The following is a 24802-nucleotide window of genomic DNA, read 5'->3' on the forward strand; positions in this document are numbered from 1 at the left end:
GAGTGACGTTCGTCGCCGATGCGTGGACGGACGGGTCGCGACGACCGCGACGTGGATCACCCCACACCAGGGGTGTCGTTTCGTCTTCAACCACGTTGTACGCAGTGACGGCGCGCGTGCACCACTCCCAACGCCGCGTGCCGGGTGGGCCGGGTCGACGCCTTCTCCCAGGGCGGTACGACCCGGCCCCACAGGGAAGCTCCCCGGACGTCATGCGCCGGTCACCCCGGTGAACCTCACGTGCGGCACCTCGTCCACGACGGTCACGACCGCCTGCACGTCGTAGACGTCGGCCACGAGCTCGGCGGTGAGCACCTCGGCGGGTGGCCCCGCGACCCGGACCCGACCGTCGGCCAGCACGACGAGGGTGTCGCAGTACGTGGCCGCCAGGTTGAGGTCGTGCAGCGCCATCACGGTGGTGGTGCGTGCCGCCCGCACCAGCTCCAGGAGCTCCAGCTGGTGGCGGACGTCGAGGTGGTTGGTGGGCTCGTCGAGCAGCAGCTCGGTCGGCTCCTGGGCCAGCGCCCTGGCGATCTGCACCCGCTGGCGCTCGCCCCCGGAGAGCGTCGAGTAGGCGCGGTCGAGCACGTGCGACGTGCGCGTGGTGCGGGCGGCCCGCTCGACGACGGCCCGGTCCGCGGCGGACGTGGGAGCCCACGTCGAGCGATGCGGCAGCCGTCCGAGACCGATGACGTCGCGCACGGTCGGCTGGGTGTCGGTGGTGACGTCCTGGTCGACCACGGCGAGACGACGCGCCACCTGCCGTCGGCTCAGCTGCGTCACGTCGTCCTCACCCAGACGCACGACCCCCGAGGAGGCCGGTCGCAGACCGGCGAGGAGTCGCAGCAGCGACGACTTGCCGGACCCGTTGGGACCGAGCAGGCCGACGGTGCTGCCGGGCCGGACGTCGAGGTCCACGCCGTCGACGATCAGCCGGTCGCGCACCCCCCACGAGACGGTGCGGGCGCTGATGCTCATGAGCGCTGCCTCCGCCGCAGGAGGATCACGACGAACGCCGGCACGCCCACGAGCGCCGTGGCCACGCCGACCGGCAGCTCCTGCGGAGCGATGACCGTGCGCGCGCCGACGTCGACCCACACCAGGAAGATCGCGCCCAGCACGGCGGAGACGGGCACGAGCACCCGGTGCCGCGCCCCCACCACGGCTCGTGCGGCGTGCGGCAGCACGAGCCCGACGAACCCGATGGCGCCGGACGTCGACACGATGACGGCGGTCATCAGGGCCGTGACCACGAGGAGCAGCAGCCGGATGCGCAGCACGGAGACCCCCAGCGCGGCCGCCGCGTCCTCGCCGAAGGTGAACGCGTCGAGCGCCCCGGCCGCGAGCCAGCAGACCACCAGGCCCGCCAGCACCAGCCCCCCGCACACCAGGACGTCGCGCCACGAGGCGGTGCCGAGCGACCCGAGCAGCCAGAACAGCACGCCCCGGGTCTGCTCGGCGTCGGCGGCGGTGAACACGATGAACGACGTGAGCGCGGCGAACAGCTGGGTGGCCGCGACGCCCGCGAGGATCATCCGGTCGGTCGTCCCGCCGGAGGCCATGCCCAGGACGAGCACGAGCCCGAAGGCCAGCAGCGCCCCGACGAACGCCCCGGAGGCCAGCGTGGCCGAGCCGGCTCCGACACCCAGCACCACGATGGCCACGGCACCGGTGGATGCGCCCGAGGAGATGCCGAGCACGAACGGGTCGGCCAGCGGGTTGCGCAGCAGCGACTGAAGCACCACGCCGCACAGGGCCAGCCCGGCGCCGCAGGCTGCGGCCAGCACCGCCCGCGGGAGGCGCAGGTCCCACACGATCGCCTCCTGGATGCCGGTGAGGCCCGACGACCCGAGCCCGACCTTGGCCAGCGCGACCGCCACGGCGTCGCGCGGGCCGAGGTCCGACGGCCCGATCGTGGTGGCGACCGCGATCGACACCGCGAGCGCGGCGAGGGTCACCACGCCCAGCACCAGACCGCGTCGGGAGCCCCGAGCCCCCCGGTCGGGCGGTGTCTCGGCGTCGCCCGGCGCCTCGCGCTCGTCGACCAGCAGGGAGGTCACGACGGCGAGATCCCCAGGTCGCGCAGGCCCGCGGCGACCTTCTCGACGGCGTCGACCGTGCGGATCGACGGGTTGAGCTCGGCGCCGGCCAGCAGCACGTAGCGCTTCTCCTTGACCGCGGTCATCTCCCGCGTGACCGGGTTGGACTCCAGGAACGCGATCTTGGCCTTGCCGCTCTCCGCGGTCTGGCTCCTGCGGGTCAGGTCCCCGATGACGAGGACGTCGGGATCGGTGGCCGCGATCGACTCCCACCCGATCTGCGGCCACTCGTCCTGCTCGCCCTCGAACACGTTGTCCAGGCCCAGCGCTCGCGTGATGATGCCCGGCCCCCCGCAGCAGCCCGCGGCGTAGGGCGCCTCGGAGTTGGCGAACCAGTAGAAGACCGACGTGCCGTCGAAGTCGGCCGCGGCGGCGGCGGCCATGCGCTCCTCGAGCGAGGCGACGAGGTCCTCGCCGGCCTGCTCCTCGCCCACGAGCGCGGCGAGGTCGCGGACCTCCGTGTAGATCGACTCCATCTCGAGCGGCTCGTCACGGGTGCCGTCACCGGCGCCGAAGTCGGACTTCTCGCACTCGACGGCCGACAGGTAGGCGGGGACGCCCAGGCCGGCCAGCTTCTCGGGCGTGGTCACGCCGCCCTCGCTGAGGGTGTTCGCGAACGACGCGGTCACGAGGTCGGGCTCGGTCGCGAGCAGGTCCTCGTACGACGGCGCCTGGTCCGCGAGCCGCTCGACCGTCGCGTTCTCCTCGGCCAGCGACGGCAGGATCGGGTCGGTCCAGCCCGCGGCACCCGCCATGCGGTCGGCCACGCCGAGGCTCAGCAGGATCTCGGTGGTGCCCTGGTTCAGGGACACGATGCGCTGCGGCGGGCTCTCGACGGTGACGTCACGGTCGCAGCGTTCGACCGTGACCGGGAAGCCGCTCGTGGACGCGGCCGACGTCGAGGACCCTGAGTCGGTCGACGAGCCGCACGCCGCGAGGAGCGTGGCCGCCAGCAGGGCGGCGGAGAGGGAGGGGCTGAAGCGTGGTCGCATCGCGATCCTTCGCTCGGGGGTCCGTTGCGCGAGACCCGGTGGAGCCCCACGGCGAGTGCCGCGGGTCGCCAGCGGGTGTCGGACTCAGGCGTCGCCGCCCATACCGTTGCGCGTCAGTCCCGGACTCTCACCGGGTTCCCTCGCGTGGCAGCCGCACCGTAGCACTCCCGTTCGACGCCCGGCCGACTCAGCCGCCCAGGACCTCCGACAGCAGCGCGACGTCGCGCAGGAGCAGCGCCGCGGAGCGCACCAGCGGCACGGCGGCGACGGCGCCGCTGCCCTCACCGAGCCGCATGCCGAGGTCGAGCAGGGGCTCCAGGCCGAGCTTCTCGAGGGCGAAGCCCTGCGCCGGCTCGGTGGAGCGGTGGCCGGCGGCGAACCAGGCGGCTGCACCGGGTGCGAGGTCGTCGGCGGTCAGGGCGCAGGCCACGGAGATGAGTCCGTCGAGCAGCACGGGGACACCCGCCTCGGCCGCGGCGACGAGGAAGCCGACGGTCGCGGCGAGGTCGGCACTGCCGAGCGCGGTGAGCCGGTCGACGGGGTCGGCCACACGCTCGCCGGCACGGTCCAGCGCGGTCTGGACGACCTCGGCCTTGCGGGCCAGACCTGCGTCGTCGATGCCGGTCCCGCGACCCACGACCTCGACGCCGGGGAGGCCGAGCGACGCGGCCACGAGCGCGGCCGACGGGGTCGTGTTGCCGATGCCCATGTCGCCGGTGACCAGCAGCTGCGCACCCGACGCGATCTCCTGCGCCGCGATCGTGCGACCGTGCTCGATCGCCAGACCCGTCTCCTCGGACGTGAGCGCGTCCTCGACGTCGATGGAGCCGCAGCCGCGCCGCACCTTGAAGACGCGGACCTCGTCGGGCAGGCCGTCGAGGTCGTCGTCGACGCCGAGGTCGAGCACGCGCAGGCTCACGCCGTGCTGGGCGGCGAGCACGCTCACGCCGGCCCGGCCGGACGCGAAGGTCCGGACCATGGCGGGGGTCACGGCGCTCGGGAACGCGGAGACGCCCGAGCCGACCACGCCGTGGTCGCCGGCGAGCACGACGGCCCGAACGTTCTCGACCGGACGCGGCGGCACCTCGCCCTGCGTGGCGGCGATCCAGCAGGCCAGGTCGCCGAGACGTCCGAGCGCGCCGGGGGGCGTGGCGAGGTCGGCCAGTCGGGCGGCGGCAGCGGCGTGGGCCGCGGCGTCGGGCGGGCGCACGGAGGTGGGGGACGTCAGGTCAGGCACGCTGTGGTCGGGCGCAGTGTGGTCAGGCACGGGGGAACCGTACCGAGTGCCCAGCGGACCTCATCAGTGCCAGCCGTGCTCGGCGAGACGTCGCGCGACCAGCACAGGGACTCCGGGCAGCCGCGCCGAGAGGTTGCAGGCCTCCCCCACCGCGTACCGCACGGGGTGCGACGCTCCCAGCACCAGCAGGTCCTGCCCCGACGACGGCGGCACCACGAGGTCGAAGGCCTGGACGGTGCCGCGAGCGGCCCAGAGCCGCAGCACCCGTCCGTCGAGGACCACGGCGACCTTCTCGTGGTCGTAGAGCTGGGTGTAGCCCATCGGGACGTGCTTCAGGACGGCCCCGTCGTGCGGGCGGCCGGCCGTGTAGGCGTGGGTGAGACCGCGACTCGTGCGGTGGAACCGGGCGACGTCGTCGTGGTCGATGCCGAACAGGTCCACCCGGCCGGCACCGATCTCGGCGTCCGGCGGGTGCGTGCACGTCGGCACCTCGACGGGGGGCAGGCTCGGCGGGGAAGGGTCGCGCCAGCTGGTGCGGTCGGTCACCTCGCGCAGGTCCATGGCGGTCATGCTGGCACGGGGTGCGAGCCGCGTCACGACGTCGCACCTTCCCTCGGTGCGAGCACGTGCACGCGAGTAGCCTCCCCTGCATGTCCCGAGCCCTCACCGTCAGCGACACCGTGGTCGTCGGCGTCGACCCGGAGACCGCCTACGCCGCGGTCAGCGACGTGCGGCAGATGGGGCGCTGGAGCCCCGAGAACACCGGCGCGACGCTGGCCGATCCCGACGCTCCCGTGGTCAAGGGCACGGTGTTCGTCGGCGACAACAAGCGCGGTCGCGGTCGGTGGCGGACCCGCTGCGTCGTGACCATCGCCGAGCCCGGCCGACGGTTCGCCTTCGACGTGCGTGCGTGGGGCCTGGGCGAGCGGCTGCTGCCGGTGCGCGTCGCCACGTGGGAGTACGCCTTCGAGCCGGCCGTGGGAGGCACGCTCGTCACGGAGACCTGGGTCGACGGCCGCAAGGGCTGGCCCGACTGGACGGCCTCGGTGTTCGACCGCGTGGCCACCGGGCGGGACTCCTTCGCCACGTTCCAGCGCGGCAACATCCGGCGCACGCTCGACCGGCTCAAGCGCGAGCTGGAGGCGGACCGGGAGCGTGAGCCCGGGTCACCCGAGTGACCGCGCTCGCCCGGCTGGGCGAGTTCTTCACCGTCGAGCAGACCGTGACGGGCGAGGGCTGGCACCCCCTCGCGGAGCTGCTCGACGGCCCGTTCCCGGACCACCGCGTCGTCGCGGCGCACCTGGTCCTCCGGTCGCGCTCGAACGCGGAGGTGGAACCCCGTGTGGCCGCCTCGATCGCATCGCTCGGTCTCTTCGCCCGGCTGCTGTCGCCGACGATCGGGGCGCTGCTGCTCGACGTCGACGCCCCGGCCGACCTCCACTGGCGTGAGCAGCCCACCGGGACCTTCCCTCTCGCGGCCGGCGCCTGGGGTCCGGCCGACCTGCACGCCGTCCTGTCCGACGTGGTCGAGCCCCTCGCCCGTCGTCTGCACGCCGCCCATGGCCTGTCGGAGCAGGTGCTGGCGGGCAACGCGTCGTCCGCGGCGTTCGGTGCGCTGAAGATGGCCACGCTCGCCCGGCCCGACCTGCGCGACGCCGCGCTCGACGTCGGCGCCGACGCGCTCACCCACCCCTACCTCGCGGGCACCGGCGACGTGGGACCGCCGTACGTGCGCCGCTCCTGCTGCCTCTACTACCGGATCCCCGGCGGCGGGTACTGCGGCGACTGCGTGATCCCGGCGCGAGGCCGCTAGGCTGACCGCGATCCGTCGCCGCGGATCAGGGAAGCCGGTGCGAGTCCGGCGCGGTTCCGCCACTGTGACGCCTGCCTGCAGGCCAGCCAGACACCTTCCGCGGCGACTCCCACCGCACGGGGCGAGAACCCCGAGGAGGAACCCTGATGACGCGTATCGCGCTGCTCTCGACGTCCGACACCGACCTGCTCTCGGCCCGCGCGAGCGGCGCCGACTACGTCTACGCCAACCCGGCGAAGCCCGGCCACCAGGACATGGCCGCCGCGATCGAGGCGGCCGACCTCGTGGTCGCGCGCATCCTCGGCTCGCCGCAGGACCTCTGCTCGGGCTTCGCGCGCATCCGCGCCACGGGCAAGCCGATGGTGGTGCTCGGCGGCGAGCAGTCGCCCAGCGCCGAGCTGATGGAGCAGTCGACCGTCCCGATCGGCGTCTGCGCCGACGCCCACGTGTACCTCGCCGAGGGCGGCCCCCAGAACCTCGCCCAGCTGCACGCCTTCCTCTCCGACACCGTGATGCTGACCGGCGAGGGCTTCGAGCCCCCGAAGGTCCTGCCGGAATGGGGTCTTGCTCCTCGCCCGCAGGGCGACGACGAGACGGGCAAGGCCAGGATCGGCGTCCTGTACTACCGCGCCCACGAGGCCAGCGGCAACGCCGGCTTCGCGCACGCGCTGGCCGACGCGATCGACGACACCGGCGACGCCGTCGGCGTCCCGATCTTCAGCTCGTCGCTGCGCGCCGCCCCCGACGCGCTGTTCGAGGAGATGGCGAACCTCGACGCCCTCATCGTCACGGTGCTCGCGGCCGGCGGCACGAAGCCGGGCACCGTCAGCGCCGGCGGCGACGACGAGTCGTGGGACGTCGCGCGTCTCAAGGCCCTCGACATCCCGATCCTCCAGGGCCTCAGCCTCACCTCGAGCCGCGCCGAGTGGGAGGCCTCCGACGACGGCGTCTCGCCGCTCGACTCGGCCAACCAGATCGCGATCCCGGAGTTCGACGGTCGGATCATCACCGCCCCGTTCTCCTTCAAGGAGGTCGACGAGGACGGTCTCCCCCGCTACGTGGCCGACCCCGAGCGCAGCGCGCGCGTGGCCGGCATCGCCGCCGCCCACGCCCGCCTGCGCCACACCCCGCCGGCCGAGCGCAAGGTCGTGCTCATGCTGTCGGCCTACCCGACGAAGCACAGCCGGGTGGGCAACGCCGTCGGCCTCGACACCCCCGCCTCCACCATCCGGCTGCTGCGCGCGATGCGCGACGCCGGCTACGACCTCGGCGAGCCCGGACAGATCCCCGGTCTGGAGCGCGACGACCTCACCGAGGCCGGCGACGCCCTCATCCACGCGCTCATCGACGCCGGCGGCCAGGACGAGGAGTGGCTCACGCACACCCAGCTCACCGAGAGCCACGTGCGCATCCCCGCCGCCCGGTACCGCGAGTGGTTCGACGGCTTCCACCCCGACCTGCGCGACGGCATGCTCGAGGCGTGGGGCCCGGCACCGGGCAAGCTGTTCGTCAACGACGAGCAGGAGATCGTGCTCGCCACGATCCGCGCCGGCAACGTCGTGCTGATGATCCAGCCGCCCCGCGGCTACGGCGAGAACCCGGTCGCGATCTACCACGACCCCGACATGGCGCCCTCGCACCACTACCTCGCCGCCTACCGCTGGGTGGAGGAGGAATTCGGTGCGCACGCCGTCGTGCACCTGGGCAAGCACGGCTCGATGGAGTGGCTGCCGGGCAAGAACGCGGCGCTGTCGGCGTCGTGCGGCACCGATGCCGCGATCGGCAACCTGCCCCTGATCTACCCGTTCCTCGTCAACGACCCGGGCGAGGGCGCGCAGGCCAAGCGTCGCGCCCACGCCACGATCGTCGACCACCTCATCCCGCCGATGGCGCGGGCCGAGAGCTACGGCGACATCGCCAAGCTGGAGCAGCTGCTCGACGAGTACGCCAACATCGCCGCGATGGACCCGGCCAAGCTGCCGGCCATCCGCTCGCAGATCTGGACGCACATGCGCGCGGCCGAGATGCACCGCGACCTCGGCCTGGACGACATCCCGGACGAGGACGACTTCGACGACTTCATCTTCAACGTCGACGGCTGGCTCTGCGAGATCAAGGACGCCCAGATCCGCGACGGCCTGCACGTCCTCGGCCAGGCTCCGGCGGGCGAGGCGCGCGTGAACCTCGTGCTCTCGATCCTGCGCGCCAGCCAGATCTGGGGCGGCGAGACCGGGGCCGTGCCCGGCCTGCGGTCGGCCCTGGGGCTCAAGGAGGGGGAGGACGCCCTGCGCGCCATCGACGAGATCGAGCAGCAGGCGCACGCCCTGGTGCAGGGCATGGAGGAGGCCGGTTGGGACCCCTCCGCCGTCGACGGCCTGCACGACGACCCCGTCGTCCGCGACGTCCTGCACTTCGCCGCCACGCAGGTGGTCCCGCGCCTCGCGCAGACCACCGACGAGCTCGACCACGTGCTGCACGCGCTCGACGGCGGCTTCATCCCCGCCGGTCCGTCCGGCTCCCCGCTGCGCGGACTCGTCAACGTGCTGCCGACCGGTCGCAACTTCTACACCGTCGACCCGAAGGCCGTCCCGTCGCGACTGGCCTGGGAGACCGGCCGCTCGATGGCCGAGTCGCTCGTGGAGCGGCACCTCGCCGACACCGACGAGTACCCGCGCTCCGTGGGCCTGTCGGTCTGGGGCACGTCGGCCATGCGCACGTCGGGCGACGACATCGCCGAGGTGCTGGCCCTCATCGGCGTCGAGCCCGAGTGGGACCCGGCCTCGCGCCGGGTCAACGGCCTGCGGGTCGTCCCGCTGGAGGAGCTCGGTCGTCCGCGCATCGACGTCACGGTCCGCATCTCCGGCTTCTTCCGCGACGCGTTCCCGCACGTCATCGGCATCCTCGACGACGCCATCCGCCAGGTGGCCGAGCTCGACGAGCCGCTCGAGCAGAACTTCGTTCGTGCCCACGCCCAGGCCGACCTCGCCGAGCACGGCGACGAGCGCCGGGCCACGACGCGCATCTACGGCTCGAAGCCGGGCTCGTACGGTGCCGGGATCCTGCAGGTCATCGAGGCCGGGAACTGGAAGACCGACGACGACCTCGCCGAGGTCTACACGGCGTGGGGCGGCTTCGCCTACGGACGCGACCTCGACGGCGCCCCAGCCTCGGAGGACATGCGCGCCAACTACCGCCGCATCGCGGTGGCGGCGAAGAACATCGACACCCGCGAGCACGACATCGCCGACTCCGACGACTACTTCCAGTACCACGGCGGCATGATCGCGACGGTCCGCGCGCTGACCGGCGCCGAGCCGAAGGCGTACGTCGGCGACTCGACGTCGCCCGACGCGGTGCGCACGCGCACGCTGCAGGAGGAGACCAACCGGGTGTTCCGTGCCCGCGTGGTCAACCCGCGCTGGATCGGCGCTATGCAGCGCCACGGCTACAAGGGCGCGTTCGAGCTGGCCGCCACGGTGGACTACCTGTTCGGATTCGACGCCACCGCCGGCGTCGTGCACGACTGGATGTACGAGTCGCTCGCCAAGGAGTACGTCCTCGACGAGACCAACCAGGAGTTCATGCGGAAGTCGAACCCCTGGGCGCTGCGCGGCATCGTCGAGCGGCTGGGCGAGGCGGCCGAGCGCGGCCTCTGGGCCGAGCCCGACCCGGAGGTCGTCGCCGCGATGCAGCAGGTCTACCTCGACCTCGAGGGAGACCTCGAGGACCGCCACGCGTGACGCGGCGAGTGACGCCGGCAGGGGTGCCGGGCCCTGGGCGGCGAGTGACCCTGGTCGGGATCGGTCTCGGCCACCCCGACCACCTGACCGTCGAGGCGGTCGCGGCGCTGCGGTCGGCGTCGGTCGCGCTGGTGACGGTGAAGCGGGCCGGTGACCCGCTCGCCGCCGCGCGCCGGGAGCTGCTGGCCCACCACGCGCCCGACCTGCGGGTGGTCGAGGTCGTCGATCCACCGCGGGACAGGACAGCCCTCGACTACGAGTCCGCGGTCGGCGACTGGCACGAGGCACGGGCCGAGGCCTGGGAGTCGGCGCTCATCGCACATCCGGGCGACGCCGTCCTGCTCGTGTGGGGCGACCCCGCCTTCTACGACTCGACGATCCGCGTCGTCGAGCGGGTGCTGGCGCGCGACAACCTGACGTTCGACTGGGACGTGCTGCCCGGCATCTCCGCGCTGCAGCTGCTCGCCGCCCGGCACCGGATCGTGCTGCACGAGGTCGGGCAGCCGATCCACGTGACCACCGAGCGCCGGCTTCGCGAGGCCCTCGAGCAGGGGCAGGACAACGTCGTCGTCTTCCTGACGTCGGGAACCGACCTGAGCGGCCTCGACGACTGGCACGTCTGGTGGGGCGCGAACCTCGGATCGCCGTCCGAACACCTCGTCTCCGGTGCCGTCAAGGACGTCGCGGCCGAGATCACCGCGAAGCGTGTCGCAGCGAAGGCCGAGGCCGGCTGGGTGATGGACCTCTTCCTGCTCCGCCAGCTCTGATCCATCAGTGCTGAGCGATCCTCGTCCACCGGCGCAGCGACCCCGGTCATGCGGTCGCCGGCTCCTCCTCGGTGGCTCGGGAGTCCGTCAACGTGCTCGCCCCGTAGGCCGCGATCCCGCCGGCCAGCACCGCGAGCACCAGGAAGACGACCCGCTCCCCGTCGAAGAACGACTGCACGAGCTCGGCGCTCCACCTCCCGGTCGGCAGGACCTGCACCACCAGGGTGGCGAGCAGCGTGCCGACGAGGGCGGTGCCGAGACTGGTGCCGACCTCCTGCGCGGTGTCGTTCAACGCGGCGCCGAGCGAGGTGCGGTTGCCGGGCATGGCCCCGATGAGCGCGACGGCGCAGGTCATCATCACCGTGCGCAGGCCGACGAACATCACGACCATGCCGACGACGATCGCCAGGTAGCCGTGCTCCACGGCGAACGCCATCCACACGAGGCCGGCGGCGAGCAGGCCGGCACCCACGAGGCAGGCGATGCGGTGGCCGAGCCGCCGGACCATCACCTCGGTGAGCGGGTTGGACGCGAGCATGGTGGCGATCATCGGCAGGTTCGCCAGACCGGCGCGCACCGGGCTCCAGCCGTAGGCGTACTGGAAGTGCAGCACGAGCGCGAACAGGACGCCCGTCATCGCGACCGACGTGCCCACCTGCGCGATCGTCGCGCCCCGCACCGTGCCACGCGAGAAGACCCGCAGATCGAGCATCGGTGACGTGGTACGGCGCTCGTGCCGGACGAACGTGGCCGCGGCGGCGAGCGATCCCAGGACGCAGGCGAGGGTGACGGCCGAGAGCCAGCCGCGCTCCACCCCGCTCGTCAGGGCGTAGGCCCCGAGGCCGATGGTCATCACGCTGAGGAACGCGCCGGGCAGGTCGAGGGCGTCGTCGGTGAGGTCGTCGGGGTGGTCGGCCGAGACTCCGATCCGGACACCGATCCATGCGACGAGGGCGATGGGGGCGTTGACGGCCAGCAGCCACTCCCACCCGACGTGCTCGAGCGCGGAGCCGCCCAGCACCGGTCCGAGGACGAACCCGGCCATGCCGACCATCATCATGAGCGGGAACGCGCGCCGCCGCAGGTCCTCGTCGTCGAACAGCCGGAACACGAGCGAGTTGGTGATCGGCGCCATCGCGGCGGCGCACAGGCCGAGCGCGGCACGCAGGGCGATCAGCTCGGCCGTCGACTCGACGAGGAGGGCGCCGAGGCTGATGGTGCCGAAGGCGACGAGGCCGACGAGCAGGACGCGGCGTCGACCGAAGCGGTCGGCCACCGAGCCCGCGGTGAGCATGAGCCCGCCGAAGGCGAGCGCGTAGGCGCCGGTGACCCACTGCAGGGACGTGGTGGTGCCGTGCAGGTCGCGGCCGATCGTGGGCAGCGCGATCGACAGCAGCGTGTTGTCGACCATCTCGACGAAGAAGGCGAGACAGAGGGCGGTCAGGGGAATCCAGGCGGCACGCAGCGAGGTGTAGGTGCGGGTCGTCGGGGACGCGGTGTCGTGGCTCATGGCGCACCTCCGGGGGCATCGAACGCCGTTCGGTTCTCGAACGACGTTCGATACGATAGAACAACGTTCGGTACGATGCAAGGCATGAGGAGACGCCGATCATGACGCCGCCGCGCACCCGAGGTCCGGACGACCGCCTCAAGCAGCGCCGCCGCGCCTCGCACTCCATGGAGTCGGTCATGACCGAGGCCGTGCGACTGCTCGACGAGGCCGGCGACTCCGCCCTCACGTTCCGCGCCCTCGCCGCACGCATGGGCGGCGGCGTGGGCAGCATCTACTGGTACGTCTCGAGTCGCGACGAGCTGCTCGAGCGGGCCGCCGACTTCGTCCTCGAGGGCGTCCTCGAGGCCACCGAGGACTTCGTCGACGGCGACCCGATCGACGACCTGCGCAGCACGGCCATCGCGCTCTTCGAGGCCGTGGTCGACCGGCCGTGGCTCGGCGCCTACTTCATGCGCAACACCGGGTCCCAGCCCAACTCGCTCCGCTACTACGAGCGCGTGGGCCAGCAGGTCCTGCGGCTCGGACTGGGTCCCCTCGAGACCTTCAACGCGGCGTCGGCCGTGGTCGGCTATGTCGTCGGGATCGCCGCCGACCTCGGACAGCAGCCGCCCGAGGAGGTCATCGACGGCAGCACCACCCGCGCGGAGTACATGAGCCGCACGGTGGACGAGTGGAGAGGCCTCGATCCTGCGACGTGGCCGTTTCTCCACACGATCCTGGACGTGTTCGCCGACCACGACGACAGCGCACAGTTCGTCGCCGGCCTGGACCTCCTGCTCGCAGGCCTGCGCCTGCAGGCGGGCGACTAGGCCGGGACGAGGTCGGCGACGGTCGTCTCCGCCAAGGTCGCCTCGGTGGCGCGCGCGACCGCCGCGTCGACGTCGTGCAGGCCGTCCTGGATGCTGCGTCCGACGGGGCACCTCGGGCTCGGCAGGTGGATCGCCAGCACCGGCTCGTCCCCGCGGACGAGGCGCCACACGGCGTCGAGCGTGATCCGCTCGGGCTCCACGAGCAGGCGCCAGCCGCCGCGGGCGCCGGGCGTGGACGCCAGGATGCCGGCCTCCCTCAGGGGAGCGAGCACACGTCGCACGTGCACGGGCGTCACCTGCGTGCTGGCCGCGAGCTCCGTCGCACCCACGGTGCGAGGATGCGGCGACGACGGCCCCGCCCCGCTTCCTGCGAGGTAGGTGAGGACGTGCACGGCCACGGCGAACTGGGTGCTCTGCGGGCTGGCCATGCCCCCATGATGCCATACCGCCACCAGTGTGGTTATAGTTGTGACCAACAGCAACCAGACTGATGACAGTAAGGAACCTTCATGACCACCTACGGCATCACCGGCGCGACCGGACAGCTCGGCTCGCTCGCTGCGGAGCTCCTCCTCCAGAAGGTCGCCCCCGCCGACGTCGTCCTCCTCAGCCGCTCCCCCGAGAAGATCGCCGCCGCCGGCGCCACCACCCGCGCGGCCGACTTCGACAGCCCCGAGGGCCTCGTGGAGGCGTTCACCGGCATCGATGAGCTCCTCCTCGTCTCCACCGACGTCGTCGGCTCCCGACTGGAGGGCCAGCGCGCCGCCGTGGAGGCCGCCACGAAGGCCGGCGTCCGCCGCGTGCTCTACACGTCCGTGCCCGACCCGAGCGAGGACAACCCCGCGCTCGTGACGCCCGACCACCTCGGCACCGAGCAGGCACTGCGTGACAGCGGCCTGCGCTGGACCTTCCTGCGCAACAACCTCTACGCCGACATGCAGTCCGACGTGGTGGCGCAGGCCGCGGCGTCCGGCACCTACGTGACCAACACCGGCGAGGCCGGCGCCGCGTACGTGACGCGCGCCGACTGCGCGGCCGCCGCGGTGGGCGCCCTCCTGAGCACCGACGTCGACGACACCGCGCTCGACGTCACGGGGCCCTCGTCGGTCACCGCCGCCGACATCGCCGCCCTCGCGGCCGAGCGCCGCGGTGAGCCGGTCCAGGTCGTCCAGGTCGACGACGCCGCCTACGTCGCAGGACTGGAGCAGGCCGGCCTGCCCACCTTCGTGGCCGAGCTGCTCGCCTCGTTCGGCACCGCCATCCGGGAGGGCCGCCTCGCGGAGGTCACCTCCGCGGTGGAGGACCTCACCGGCCGGCCGGCCACCCCGCTGGCGACCGCGCTGGCCTGAGCGCCCGCACGACGACGTCGGGGCCCGCTGAGGTGCGGACCCCGACGTCGTGCGACCCCGATCAGCAGGGGCGGGTGAAGCTCGGTCCGGGGGTGGCCGGGTACGTGGCGGCGCGACCGCCCATGACCGCCGGCTGCACCGCACCGTTGAGCTTCTGCTCGTAGTGCAGGTGGGACGTGAAGTCCCCGCCGGAGCTGCCCACCTTGCCCACCAGCGTGGTCGCCGTGACGCGCTGACCCTCCGAGACGTTGATGCTGCCCTCCTGCAGGTGCGCGTAGAGCGTCGACCAGCCGCCGCCGTGGGAGATCTCGACGTAGTGGCCGTAGCTGGTCGTCAGCCGACGCACCTTCGTCACGGTGCCGGCCGCGCTCGCAACCGCGGGCAGCCCGAGGTCGTCGTTGCCGCCACCTCGGTTGAAGTCGATCGCGTACCTCGACGGGCTGTGGCCGTCGCGGGTGTCGGCTCGCCAGGTCTGGCCGCAGCGGAACGGCACCTTGAAGGCCGGACGGGCCTGGGCCGACGCCTCGGCCTCCGTCGAGACCGTGGAGGCGGTGGCCGTTCCGGTGGCCAGTGATCCGGCGAGCAGGGCGGCCGAGGCCATCGAGCCGGCCGCGGCGGCCACGAGGGTGCGTCGTGTGTTCATGGGTCCTCCGATGTCGGGGCGCAGCCTCTGCCGCGCCAACCCCACCAGGCTGTCGACCGGCGCTGCGATCCTGCTCCGCGTCGTTCGCAGCGTCCTCGCAGCGGCGTCCGCGACGATCGACGACGTGGACGACCTAGGAGGAGCCGGACGGGACCGCACGAGGGGTCGGTCCCGTGGGATCCACCCGTGAACGGTGCAGGCGCGCCGCGGCGCGCGCCTCACGCTCGCGCCGCGACGCCTCCCCGGCGTCGTCGGGTCTGCCCATCAGCTCCAGCAGCACGGCGAGGTCGCGCAGCGACGCAGCGGCGCTGAGCGTCCGGCCGAGGGCGGTGAGCTCCTCCACGCTGGCCACCAGCTCGGACTCGGCCTCCTCGAGGCGGCCGAGCAGGCGCAGCGCGCCGGCGAGCGAGCGGCGCGACCGGGCCGCCAGGAAGGCGTCGCGAGCACGCCGGGCCCACGCCCGCGCCTCCTGCGCCCGCTCGAACGCCTCCGTCGCCTGGCCGTGGGCGACGGCGACCTCGGCGCGGGCGTCGACGACGTAGCCGTGGACGTGGTCGTCGACCCCGCCGTCGAAGAGCTCCAGCGCCTCGACGATCAGCGCCTCGGCGGCGTCGATCGAGCCCCGCCGCCGGCAGGTGCGCGACAGCTCGAGAGTGGCCTGGCGGAACGCGCCGCGCGCCGCGGTGGCGGCCAGGAGCTCGCGGGCGCGGGTGAAGGCACCCGCTGCGGCGTCGAGCTCGTCGTAGTCGTGGTGGACGGTGCCACGCATGATCTCGACCCAGCCTGCGAGCACCGCGTCGTCGAGGTGGTCCAGCGACTCGTCGGCCCCGGCGAGGTCGGCCTCCGCCAGGTCGCGCCGACCCACGGAGAGCGCCGACGACGCCGCCACGACGGCTGCGGCGGTCGCAGGTGCGTGCGCCCCCTGCTCGACGAGCCGCCGACGTGCGGCGTCGGCGAGTGCCCGCGCCGGCTCCGAGGAGGAGGCCCGGGACTGCAGGTGCCACGCACGGCACAGGTCGAGGTGGGCCGCACCGAGTCGACGGTCGCCGTCCATGGCGTCGAGGTGCTTCTCGACCACGTCGAGGGCGTCGAGCCAGTCGCCCTCGGACGGCGACATGTGGTGCGCCGGGGCCGTGATCGCCAGCAGCCTCCACGCGAGGTCGGCCCGCACCGGCGCGAGCTTCCTCGCGAGGGTCCGCGCCGTGGCGTTCTCCGTCGCGAAGAACGCCACGGCCGACTCGCGCTCCTGGAGGGCCGGCGTGCCCCGCCGAGGACCGTCGCCGACGGCCCGACCCGGTGCCGGCGGGACGGGGACGAGCTGCGTCGGATGGTCCCGGTACGGCACCACCGCACGCGCCAGCAGCTGCTCGGCGACGAGTGCCACGTCGGCCACGTCGGCCACGTCGTCGTGCGAGCCCACGAGGAACCGGGCCACGACGTCGTGGAGCCGGAACTGGGGGGTCTGGCCGCTGCGGCGCACCGGCTCCACGAGGTGCGCCGCGCACAGCGCGTCGATCGCGTGCTCCCCTGCCGCGTCGTCGCCGAGCAGCGCGCCAGGGACCCAGGCGCTGAAGGTCGCCACCGGCAGTCGCGCGACCCGTCGGGCCACCTCCTGCACGCTCTCGGGCACGCGCTCCCACACGTCGGAGAGGCTCGTCGCCAGTGCGGCGGCCACGTCCTCGGTGCCCAGTCCCCCGGACGACAGCCGTTCGGCCAGGCGCGAGAGCCCCACGTCCGGACGCTGCCGCGCGCGTCCGGCGGCGAGGCGCAGCGCGAGCGGCATGCCGCCCAGCGTGGAGACGAGCCGGTCGGCACCGTCATGGTCCGCACGGACCCGGTCGTCCCCCAGCACCCCGGCCAGGAGCGCTCGGCCGGAGGTGCCGGACAGCGGCCCCACCTGCACGTGGAGGTCCGGCTGCAACCAGGCGAGGTCGTAGCGCGAGCACACGATCGCCATCGACCCCGGCGACGCCGGAAGCAGGAGCGACAGCTCGCTCGACGTCGCCCCGGCGTGTGCGTCGACGCCGTCGAGCACCACGAGGACGCGCCGCTCGTCGAGCAGCGACCGGTAGAGGGCGGCCCGTTCGGCGGTGCCGCCAGGGACGGCGTCGGGGTGCACCCCGAGCAGGCGCAGGAAGGTGGCGAGGACCGCACCGACCTCGAGCGCGGGCGCGCTGCCGGCCTCGAGGTGCAGAGAGCCGTCCGGGAAGTCGTCGCGCAGGCGCTGGCCGACCTCCACGGCCAGCGCGCTCTTGCCCATGCCGGCCAGACCGGTGAGGTGGACGACGAGGGGCGCGTCGTCGACCTGGGCGACGGCCCCGACGATGCGGTCGATCTCCTCGTCGCGACCGACGAAGCCGGGCGCCCGCCGCGGCAGGGTGCGCGGAACGTGGGCGACCCGACCGACCGGCGCGGGAACCTGGGGCCCGCGCAGCACCTCGGCGTGCGCCTCCCTGAGGCGCGCCGAGGGCTCGACCCCGAGCTCGCTGTCGAGCCGGTCGTAGGCCTCGCGGTAGACCCCGAGAGCACGCTCCTGCTGCCCCGTCGACGCCAGGACGAGCACGTACTGGGCGAGCAACGCCTCGTGGAACGGGTGCCGGGCCGTCAGCGTGGCGAGGTCGGCGACCACCTGGTCGGCGCGGCCCAGCGCGAGCGCGGCCGCGGCGTGCTCCGCCCACAGGGCGAGCCGCTCGGCGTCGAGCCGGGACCGCTCGATCTCGACGGCGGCCGTGGACGGCACGTCCTGCAACGACTCGTCACCCAGGAGCGTCGACGCCTCGCGGAAGGACCGCAGGCAGGCCAGGTCCGCGACCGCCGCCAGCTCACGGGCGCGGTCCCGCAGCACCGCCAGCCGCTCGACGTCGACCTGCACGTCGGGGACGAGGCGGTACCCGCCCGGCGTGGTCTCGATCACCGGGGCAGAGCACTTGCGTCGGATCCCCGAGATCAACGCCTGCACGCGGTTCGGCGCCGACGCCGGCGGGTCCTCGCCGTACAGCCACGTCAGCAGGGAGGCGGCGGTGGCCGACCTCGTCAGGGCGATGCGCGCCAGGACCGCTCGCTCGAGACCGGACAGCCGGACGGGTTCGTCGTCGACGTGCAGGACAACGGTCGCGAGCACGGCCACCTCGACCCGACGCCCCCGTGCCACGCTGCCGACAGTAGTGCCTGTCCCGGGACCCGGCAGACCTCGCCCGGGCCGTCGTCCAGTCGGTGGACACGACGCTCCCAGTACCGACACAGCCCCTGTGGTACTGCGCCGGGTATCCTGGTGCGATGGTCCGTCCGACGAGCGTCGCCGCCCGCGACGACGCACGCCGCGGCGCCCTCCTCGACGAGCTCATCCCACTGTTCCACGCCGAGGGCTTCCTGGCCTTCAGCCTCGAGGACCTCGCCCGCCGTCTCGGCTGCTCCAAGTCCACGCTCTACGTGGTCGCCGCGAGCAAGGAGCAGATCATCCAGGCGACCGTGCGCGAGTCGTTCCGCCGCTCCACCGAGGCGGTCGAGCGTCGCGTGGCCGCCGAGCCCGACACCGGCCGGCGCATCAGCGTGTACCTCGACGCGATCGCCGAGGAGCTCGCCCCCGCCGGTCCCACCTACTTCGCCGACCTCGACGCCTACGAGCCCGCCCGCGACGTCTACCGCACCAACGTGCGCCTGGCGGCACAGCGGGTCAAGGAGCTCGTCGAGGCCTCGGGGCGGCGACGCCTCGACCCACGCTTCGTCGGCGCGGTCGCCGGGCTCGTGCTGGAGGCGATCCACCGCGGGGCCGTGGAGGCCGACACGGGCCTCGACGACGCGGCCGCCTTCCACCAGCTGGCCGTGCTGGTCGACCACGCCACCCGCTCCGACTGACCCGCCCGTCCCCGCGTTTCGGACACTTCCGGGGCACCTCGACGCCCCGAACCGCCCCGGAAGTGTCCGAAACGGAGAGACGAGCCGGGTCGTCAGCGGACGCCGGTGAGGTCCGGGAGCAGGACGGGGCCGGTCTTGCGGTCGAGGTTGGCCGCGTGCTGCTCGATGCGGCCGATCGAGGCGACCAGCTGGTCGACGACGTCCACGAGCGACGCGATGGCCGTCGCCGCCGTGGTGAGCTGCCCGAGCTGGCCGGGGAGCGGCTCGGCCGACGCCGCGAGGGAGTCGAGCGGCTCACCGAGCGCCTCGAGCTTGCCCAGCTGCGTCTCCAGGCCGTCGAGCCGCTCCTGCAGCGCGCGGATGTCGGTGCCGACGGCGGCCAACGGTTCGGCCGCGGCGACGACGCCGTCGGCGGCGGACCCGAGGGAGCGTGCGACCCCGAGCAGCTCGGTGAGCTGCTCCCCGACCTCCGGAAGCACCGCCACGGCCTCGAGCACCGGGGGCACCACCTTCTCGACGTTGCCGTCGATGCGCTCCACCTGGTCGAGGGTCGTCGGCGACCGCTCGGCCGACTCGGTGATCTGGGGCAGCGCCGCGCCGGCAGCCGCGAGCCGCGGGAGGTAGGGCAGCAGGACGACCAGGCCGATCGCGATCATCGTCAGCACCGCGATGATCTGCACGGCGATGACGCGGGCGGCCCAGGTGGGCATGGCGGCGAGAGGGGACACGACGACCTCCGGGAGAGTGACTGCTACAGAACGTAACAGTTACACGTCGTCACAGCATCGCGAATAGGGTGTGTCCATGACCACGCCACCCGGCCCGCCCGACGGCCGCGCGAGCCGCTGGGTCGGGCACCGGGAGCGCCGGCGCGAGGAGATCACCGGGACGGCGATCGAGGTGCTCGACCGCGAAGGCCCCGACGCCCCCGTGGAGTCCATCGCCCGCGCCTGCGGCGTGACGCGGCAGGTGCTCTACCGCCAGTTCGAGAACCGGCACGACCTCGACGTCGCGATCGCCGACCGCGTGGTGTCGATGCTGCTCGAGCACGTGATCGCCCGCATGACCGCGGACCACGGCATCGAGGCGGGCCTGCGGGGGACGCTCGACGCCTACCTCGACTTCGTCCTCGACCACCGCCCGCTCTACGACTTCGTGCGCGCGCTCCCGTCGGCTCCCGGGTCCGGCAGCCCGGTCGATCGCATCACCGACGTGGTCGTCACCGTCGTGGCGTCCATCGCCGGCGAGCTCCTCGGTCCCGACGCCTCCGGCCGGCTGCCCCTGCGCGACGTCTACGCCACCGGGCTCGTGGGACTCGCCGACGCTGTCGTGTCGCGCTGGCTCGCCGACCCGGGCGCGCGCTCCCGCGAGGACCTGGTCGACGCCCTGGTCGACGTGCTCCAGCTGTGCATCGAGCCCGTGCTCGGCGGGGCCGCCGCCGGCGGGGTCGTCAGCGACGGGGTGACAGGAACCGCGTGATCAGCGCAGCGCTCTCGGGCTCGGCCACCGAGGCCGCGATGGTGCGCGCCTCGACGTCGAGCCGGTCCGACAGCCCGGTGTCGTAGGAGCTGCGCAGCAGGCGTCGCGCCCGGCCGAACGCCGCGGCCGGACCGTCGGCCAGACGTCGAGCGAGCGCGTGCGCCTCGTCGGCCACCGCCTCGTCCTCCACGACGCGCCCGACGATGCCCCACTCCTGGGCCTCGTCGGCCGAGAGCCGACGCGGCGTGAGGGTGAGCTCGAGCGCACGCTGGAGCCCGACCACCCGGGGCAGCAGCCACGACTGCCCTCCGTCGGGCGTCAGGCCGACCGACGTGTAGGCGGTGACGAAGGACGCCGACCGACCGGCCACGACCAGGTCGCCGCCGAGCACGAGCGACAGGCCCGCGCCCGCCGCAGCGCCGTGCACGCCGACGACCACCGGCTTGTCGAGGCCGTCGAGCAGACGCACCCCCACGTGCAGAGCGTCGGCCAGCTCCTGCAGGTACGCCGACCGGTCGGGCGCCGCGTCCATGGCGCCGAGGTCGCCCCCGGCGCAGAACATGCGGCCCCGACCGGTGAGCAGCACGACACGCACGGTGTCGTCGTCGCCCACCTGCTGCAGCGCGCTCGTGAACGCCTCGGTCCACGGCAGGTCGATCGTGTTCGAGGCGTCGGGCCGGTTCAGCTCGACGTGCGCGACGCCGTCGGCGACGCTCAGCAGGACGGGGGCCCCACCGTCCACGGCCCCACTCATCGCGGCGCCATCCGCAGTGAGCCGTCCATGCGGATGGTCTCGCCGTTCAGGTAGTCGTGCTCCACGATCATGCGCACCAGCTGGGCGTACTCCTCGGGACGACCGAGTCGCTGCGGGAAGGGGACGCCCTTGGCCAGCGCCGCGCGGATGTCGTCGCCCACCGAGGCGAGCATGGGGGTGTCGATGATGCCGGGGGCGATGGTGTTGACGCGGATCCCGTACTGCGCGAGGTCGCGCGCGACCGGCAGGGTCATGCCCACGACGCCGCCCTTGCTGGCGGAGTAGGCGGCCTGCCCGATCTGGCCGTCGAAGGCCGCGATCGACGCGGTGTTCACCACCACGCCACGCTGGCCGTGCTCGAGGGGCTCGGTGGCGGCCATCGCCTCGGCGGCGACGGCCAGCACGGTGAACGACCCGACGAGGTTGACGTTGATCGTCCGCGCGAACGCGGCGAGGTCGTGGATGCCCTGACCGCCCTTGCCGAGCACGCGCCCGGCGGTGCCGATGCCGGCGCAGTTGACGGCCACGCGCAGCGGACCGTGCTCACCGGCGGCGGCCACGGCGTTGCGCACCTGGCCCTCGTCGGTCACGTCGGCCTCGACGTAGACGACGCCGTCCACGTCGGGCGCCTTCTCGATGGACTGCGCCAGGTCGATCGCGACGACGGTGGCGCCGGCGGCGGCCAGCTCGGCGGCGGTGGCCGCGCCGAGGCCCGAGGCACCGCCGGTGACGACGGCAGACGTTCCGGTGAGCTGCATGGGGGTGTCCTTCTCTCTCTACTTCAGGTGACGACTGATGACGAGCCGCTGGATCTGGTTGGTGCCCTCGAAGATCTGCATGACCTTGGTCTCGCGCATGTAGCGCTCGACCGGGAAGTCCTTCGTGTAGCCGGCGCCGCCAAGCACCTGGACGGCGTCGGTGGTGACCTTCATGGCGTTGTCGGTGGCCACGAGCTTGGCCACCGACGCCGCGCGACCGTAGGGACGGCCGGCGTCCTTGAGGCGGGCGGCGTGCAGGTAGGTGGCACGGGCCGAGTCGACGGCCGCGGCCATGTCGGCCAGCACGAACCCGAGGCCCTGGTGGTCGATGATCGCCTTCCCGAAGGTCTCGCGCTCCTTGGCGTACGCGACGGCGGCGTCGAGCGCGCCCTGGGCCACCCCGACGGCCACGGCGGCGATCCCGAGGCGTCCGGCGTCGAGCCCCGCCAGCGCGATCGCCAGCCCCTGGCCCTCCGCCCCGAGGCGTCGCTCGGCCGGCACGCGCACCCCGTCGAACAGCATCGTGGCGGTGGTGGAGCCCATGAGGCCCATCTTCTGCTCGGGGACGTCGGCCGTGAGGCCCTCGGCGTCGGCCGGGACGAGGAAGCAGGAGATGCCCCTCCCGCCGTCGTCGGAGGTGCGGGCCATGACCTTGTAGAAGTCGGCCTGCCCGCCGTGGGTGGTCCAGGCCTTGGCGCCGCTGATGACGTAGTCGTCCCCCTCACGCACGGCCTTCGTGCGCATGGCGGCGGGGTCGGAGCCGGCGTGGGCCTCCGACAGGCAGTAGGCACCGAGCAGCTCACCGCCCAGCATGTCGGGCATCCACCGCTGCTTCTGCTCGTCCGTGCCGGCCTCGAACAGCCCGAAGCACGAGAGGGCGTGCACGCTGACGCCGACGCCGACGCTGGCCCAGGCGGAGGCGATCTCCTCGACCACCTGCAGGTAGACCTCGTACGGCTGGGCGCCGCCCCCCAGCTCCTCCGGGTACGGCAGCCCGAGCAGGCCGGCGCGACCGAGGGTGGCGAACACGTCGCGCGGGAACGTGGCGGTGGCCTCCGCCTCGGCCACGCGCGGTCGCAGCTTGTCGTCGACGAGCTCGCGGGTCAGCGCGACGAGGTCGGCCGACTCCTCGGTCGGCATGAGGCGTTCGACGGGCATGACGGCCTTCCCCTCCATGGTCTGGACGAGCCCGAGCGTACCAGGGTGAGTACCGTCGCTCCCGTTCTGGTACCGGCCACGTTCCGGTTCGCACCTCACGGCCACCGGGACCCGGGCAGGATGGGTGCATGACCACCCTCGACCTCCCGCCCGAAGGTTCCGACACGTTCAGCGCCGTCGCGAACCGGGTCGTGGCGTACCTGCGGAAGCACACCCCCATCAGCGACTGGTCCGTCAACCGGGTCGTCGGGGGCGAGCAGGTCCACCTGCACGTCGGCGGCGAGAGCCTCATCGCCGTCGGCGACCGGCGCGACTGGGCCGACAGCTTCTGCCGGCGGGTCGTCGACCTGGGCGCCGACCCGGTCGTCGAGGACGTGACGACCCACCCGGACTACCGCGACCTCACGATCGGGGCCACGCGCAGCTACGCGAGCCAGCCCATCATCGACGCCGAGGGCGAGATGTTCGGCATGCTCTGCGGTCTCGGAGTCGAACCGCTCCAGCAGTCGGCCGACGTCGACGTCGAGCTCCTGGGCCTGCTGAGCCACCTGCTCGGCGCCCACGTGTCCCTGGCGCGCCGGCTCGAGAGCGGCGACCGCGCGCGGCGCTCCGCGGAGGCGCTGGCCCAGACCGATGCGCTCACCGGCCTGGTCAACCGACGCGGCTGGGACGCCCTGCTGGCCGACGCGGCCGTGCGCACGAGCGCGTACGGCGATCTCGCCGCCGTGGTCGTCGCCGACGTCGACGGTCTCAAGGCGGTCAACGACGACCTCGGCCACACCGAGGGAGACGCCGTCCTGCGACGAGTCGCCGCCGCCCTGACCGCGGCACGACGCGACGGGGAGACCGCAGCCCGGTACGGCGGCGACGAGTTCGCCGTGCTGGTCGAGGACGTGTCCCCACGGTCGCTCGGGGAGATGCTGCGGCGCTATCGCGCGTCCTTCGCGCAGCACGACGTGGAGGTCTCCGTGGGGTGGTCGCTCGTGTACCCCGGCGACGAACCGGCCGACGCCGCGTTCCGGCGGGCCGACGTCTCGATGTACGAGGACAAGCGTTCCCGCCGCGTCGAGAACGGGGTCACCGACGACCCGCGCGACCTCGCCCCCGCGGGGTAGCCTGCGCCGATGAGCCTGCTCGAGACCGCTCGTGCGCCGTGGCGCGCGGCCACCCCGTTCGTCGCGGCCTTCCTCGGGGTGCTCGTCGTGCACCTCGTGCTGCTGGCCGCCGACGTGACCCCCTGGGACAGCGTCACCAAGTGCCTGCTCGCCCCCGTCCTCGTCGCCTGGGTGCTGACCTCCCGCGGTCCACGCCTGCTCGCCCTGGCACTCCTGCTCTGCCTCGGGGGCGACCTCCTCCTCGAGCTCGACGACCTGTTCGTCGCCGGGATGGCCTCGTTCGCCGCGGCCCACGTGTGCTTCGTGACGCTCTTCGTGCGCGCCGGGGCCCTGCGGGTGCACCGGCCGTCCGCCGCGCTGGTCGCGCTGTACCTCGTGGCCGGCGTCGTGGTCGTCGCGTGGGCGTGGGGCGGACTCGCCGCCGACCTGCGCCCGGTGATCCCCGTCTACGCGGCGCTCCTGCTGGCCACGGCGGTGACCGCCTCGACCGTCGACCGACTGGCGGGGATCGGTGGCGGGCTGTTCCTGGTCTCCGACGGCATCATCGCCCTCGGCGAGGCCGGTCGGGTCGATCCCGGGTCGGCCGTGGTGTCGGTGCCGATCATGGCGCTCTACGGCGCGGCGATCCTGCTGCTGGCGGCCGGGGGCCTGCGCACCGGTCACGTCGCGCGCGCCACGGACTGCTTCCCGTCCGAGACCCCGTCCGCGCCGAACCCCTGAC

The 24802-nt window shown here is 73.4% G+C and carries 23 protein-coding genes and 2 riboswitches; of the genes, 10 read left to right on the forward strand and 13 right to left on the reverse strand.

The annotated features are described in order from the left end of the window. Nucleotides 1–210: 210 nt before the first annotated feature. The 5 genes from NBW76_RS00155 to NBW76_RS00175 form a co-directional block, all read right to left on the reverse strand. Entirely contained in the window at nucleotides 211–978 is a 768-nt protein-coding gene (locus NBW76_RS00155) for an ABC transporter ATP-binding protein (protein WP_056551822.1), read from the reverse strand. Then, nucleotides 975–2060 carry an iron ABC transporter permease gene (locus NBW76_RS00160; protein WP_235492831.1) on the reverse strand — a complete coding sequence of 362 codons (1086 nt, stop codon included), beginning with the start codon at nucleotides 2058–2060 and terminating at the stop codon, nucleotides 975–977. The genes NBW76_RS00155 and NBW76_RS00160 overlap by 4 nt, the downstream gene beginning before the upstream one ends. Then, on the reverse strand, nucleotides 2057–3091 hold the full coding sequence (locus NBW76_RS00165) for an ABC transporter substrate-binding protein (protein WP_056551825.1): 1035 nt from the start codon (nucleotides 3089–3091) through the stop codon (nucleotides 2057–2059). Before NBW76_RS00165 ends, NBW76_RS00160 begins: the two co-directional genes overlap by 4 nt. Nucleotides 3092–3143: 52 nt before the next feature. Continuing rightward, a riboswitch (cobalamin riboswitch) is annotated at nucleotides 3144–3267 on the reverse strand. A gap of 11 nt (nucleotides 3268–3278) precedes the next feature. Further along, entirely contained in the window at nucleotides 3279–4358 is a 1080-nt protein-coding gene (gene cobT / locus NBW76_RS00170; RefSeq protein ID WP_235492832.1) for a nicotinate-nucleotide--dimethylbenzimidazole phosphoribosyltransferase, read from the reverse strand. Between the two features lie 33 nt (nucleotides 4359–4391). Continuing rightward, the gene (locus NBW76_RS00175) at nucleotides 4392–4898 is read right to left on the reverse strand and encodes a hypothetical protein (protein WP_156364616.1); all 507 of its coding nucleotides are present in this window, start codon (nucleotides 4896–4898) and stop codon (nucleotides 4392–4394) included. An 80-nt stretch (nucleotides 4899–4978) separates the two neighbouring features. Between NBW76_RS00175 and NBW76_RS00180 the strand changes: the two genes are divergently transcribed. From NBW76_RS00180 to cobF, 4 genes are all read left to right on the forward strand, one after another. Then, nucleotides 4979–5506 carry an SRPBCC family protein gene (locus NBW76_RS00180; RefSeq protein WP_055961072.1) on the forward strand — a complete coding sequence of 176 codons (528 nt, stop codon included), beginning with the start codon at nucleotides 4979–4981 and terminating at the stop codon, nucleotides 5504–5506. Further along, nucleotides 5503–6141, forward strand: a complete 639-nt coding sequence (locus NBW76_RS00185) for a (2Fe-2S)-binding protein (RefSeq protein ID WP_056551832.1) — start codon at nucleotides 5503–5505, stop codon at nucleotides 6139–6141. The genes NBW76_RS00180 and NBW76_RS00185 overlap by 4 nt, the downstream gene beginning before the upstream one ends. A gap of 4 nt (nucleotides 6142–6145) precedes the next feature. Beyond that, nucleotides 6146–6258, forward strand: a riboswitch (cobalamin riboswitch). A 29-nt stretch (nucleotides 6259–6287) separates the two neighbouring features. Next, complete coding sequence (cobN, locus tag NBW76_RS00190) at nucleotides 6288–9881, forward strand: cobaltochelatase subunit CobN (RefSeq protein WP_056551834.1); 3594 nt, start codon at nucleotides 6288–6290, stop codon at nucleotides 9879–9881. Between the two features lie 44 nt (nucleotides 9882–9925). Next, nucleotides 9926–10648: a precorrin-6A synthase (deacetylating) gene (cobF, locus tag NBW76_RS00195; protein WP_235492834.1), complete on the forward strand. Its 723-nt coding sequence runs from the start codon at nucleotides 9926–9928 to the stop codon at nucleotides 10646–10648. A 46-nt stretch (nucleotides 10649–10694) separates the two neighbouring features. On the opposite strand, the gene NBW76_RS00200 is transcribed toward cobF, so the two are convergent. After that, complete coding sequence (locus tag NBW76_RS00200) at nucleotides 10695–12158, reverse strand: MFS transporter (RefSeq protein ID WP_056551838.1); 1464 nt, start codon at nucleotides 12156–12158, stop codon at nucleotides 10695–10697. Nucleotides 12159–12259: 101 nt separating this feature from the next. On the opposite strand from NBW76_RS00200, the gene NBW76_RS00205 reads away from it, so the two are divergent. After that, on the forward strand, nucleotides 12260–12970 hold the full coding sequence (locus NBW76_RS00205) for a TetR/AcrR family transcriptional regulator (RefSeq protein WP_056551842.1): 711 nt from the start codon (nucleotides 12260–12262) through the stop codon (nucleotides 12968–12970). Here the strand turns inward: NBW76_RS00205 and NBW76_RS00210 are convergent. Then, the gene (locus NBW76_RS00210) at nucleotides 12967–13398 is read right to left on the reverse strand and encodes an Rrf2 family transcriptional regulator (protein WP_056551844.1); all 432 of its coding nucleotides are present in this window, start codon (nucleotides 13396–13398) and stop codon (nucleotides 12967–12969) included. The genes NBW76_RS00205 and NBW76_RS00210 overlap by 4 nt on opposite strands. 81 nt (nucleotides 13399–13479) lie before the next feature. On the opposite strand from NBW76_RS00210, the gene NBW76_RS00215 reads away from it, so the two are divergent. Next, on the forward strand, nucleotides 13480–14319 hold the full coding sequence (locus tag NBW76_RS00215) for an NAD(P)H-binding protein (RefSeq protein WP_056551847.1): 840 nt from the start codon (nucleotides 13480–13482) through the stop codon (nucleotides 14317–14319). Between the two features lie 61 nt (nucleotides 14320–14380). On the opposite strand, the gene NBW76_RS00220 is transcribed toward NBW76_RS00215, so the two are convergent. After that, nucleotides 14381–14962 carry a M23 family metallopeptidase gene (locus tag NBW76_RS00220; protein ID WP_056551850.1) on the reverse strand — a complete coding sequence of 194 codons (582 nt, stop codon included), beginning with the start codon at nucleotides 14960–14962 and terminating at the stop codon, nucleotides 14381–14383. Nucleotides 14963–15095: 133 nt separating this feature from the next. Next, entirely contained in the window at nucleotides 15096–18113 is a 3018-nt protein-coding gene (locus tag NBW76_RS00225) for a BTAD domain-containing putative transcriptional regulator (RefSeq protein ID WP_162239192.1), read from the reverse strand. Nucleotides 18114–18238: 125 nt separating this feature from the next. Between NBW76_RS00225 and NBW76_RS00230 the strand changes: the two genes are divergently transcribed. Then, the gene (locus tag NBW76_RS00230; RefSeq protein WP_055961103.1) at nucleotides 18239–18817 is read left to right on the forward strand and encodes a TetR/AcrR family transcriptional regulator; all 579 of its coding nucleotides are present in this window, start codon (nucleotides 18239–18241) and stop codon (nucleotides 18815–18817) included. 92 nt (nucleotides 18818–18909) lie between these two features. Here the strand turns inward: NBW76_RS00230 and NBW76_RS00235 are convergent, their stop codons facing one another. Beyond that, nucleotides 18910–19545, reverse strand: a complete 636-nt coding sequence (locus NBW76_RS00235; protein ID WP_156364618.1) for a hypothetical protein — start codon at nucleotides 19543–19545, stop codon at nucleotides 18910–18912. A gap of 76 nt (nucleotides 19546–19621) precedes the next feature. Between NBW76_RS00235 and NBW76_RS00240 the strand changes: the two genes are divergently transcribed. Beyond that, entirely contained in the window at nucleotides 19622–20296 is a 675-nt protein-coding gene (locus tag NBW76_RS00240; RefSeq protein WP_056551858.1) for a TetR/AcrR family transcriptional regulator, read from the forward strand. Here NBW76_RS00240 and NBW76_RS00245 read toward each other — a convergent pair. The 3 genes from NBW76_RS00245 to NBW76_RS00255 are packed head-to-tail and all read right to left on the reverse strand — an operon-like array spanning nucleotide 20268 to nucleotide 22966. After that, nucleotides 20268–21050, reverse strand: a complete 783-nt coding sequence (locus tag NBW76_RS00245; protein ID WP_056551861.1) for an enoyl-CoA hydratase/isomerase family protein — start codon at nucleotides 21048–21050, stop codon at nucleotides 20268–20270. The two genes, NBW76_RS00240 and NBW76_RS00245, sit on opposite strands and share 29 nt — an antisense overlap. Continuing rightward, entirely contained in the window at nucleotides 21047–21808 is a 762-nt protein-coding gene (locus tag NBW76_RS00250; protein ID WP_055961114.1) for an SDR family NAD(P)-dependent oxidoreductase, read from the reverse strand. Before NBW76_RS00250 ends, NBW76_RS00245 begins: the two co-directional genes overlap by 4 nt. Nucleotides 21809–21826: 18 nt before the next feature. Then, nucleotides 21827–22966 (reverse strand): acyl-CoA dehydrogenase family protein, encoded by a 1140-nt coding sequence (locus tag NBW76_RS00255; protein ID WP_055965965.1) that lies wholly within the window; start codon nucleotides 22964–22966, stop codon nucleotides 21827–21829. Nucleotides 22967–23094: 128 nt separating this feature from the next. Between NBW76_RS00255 and NBW76_RS00260 the strand changes: the two genes are divergently transcribed. Both NBW76_RS00260 and NBW76_RS00265 read left to right on the forward strand, forming a co-directional pair. Continuing rightward, nucleotides 23095–24081 (forward strand): GGDEF domain-containing protein, encoded by a 987-nt coding sequence (locus tag NBW76_RS00260; protein WP_055961117.1) that lies wholly within the window; start codon nucleotides 23095–23097, stop codon nucleotides 24079–24081. Nucleotides 24082–24090: 9 nt separating this feature from the next. Next, entirely contained in the window at nucleotides 24091–24801 is a 711-nt protein-coding gene (locus tag NBW76_RS00265; protein WP_055961120.1) for a lysoplasmalogenase family protein, read from the forward strand. The last annotated feature ends 1 nt before the right edge of the window (nucleotide 24802 follow it).

The organism is Aeromicrobium sp. Leaf245, assembly GCF_942548115.1.
Lineage (GTDB): Bacteria > Actinomycetota > Actinomycetes > Propionibacteriales > Nocardioidaceae > Aeromicrobium.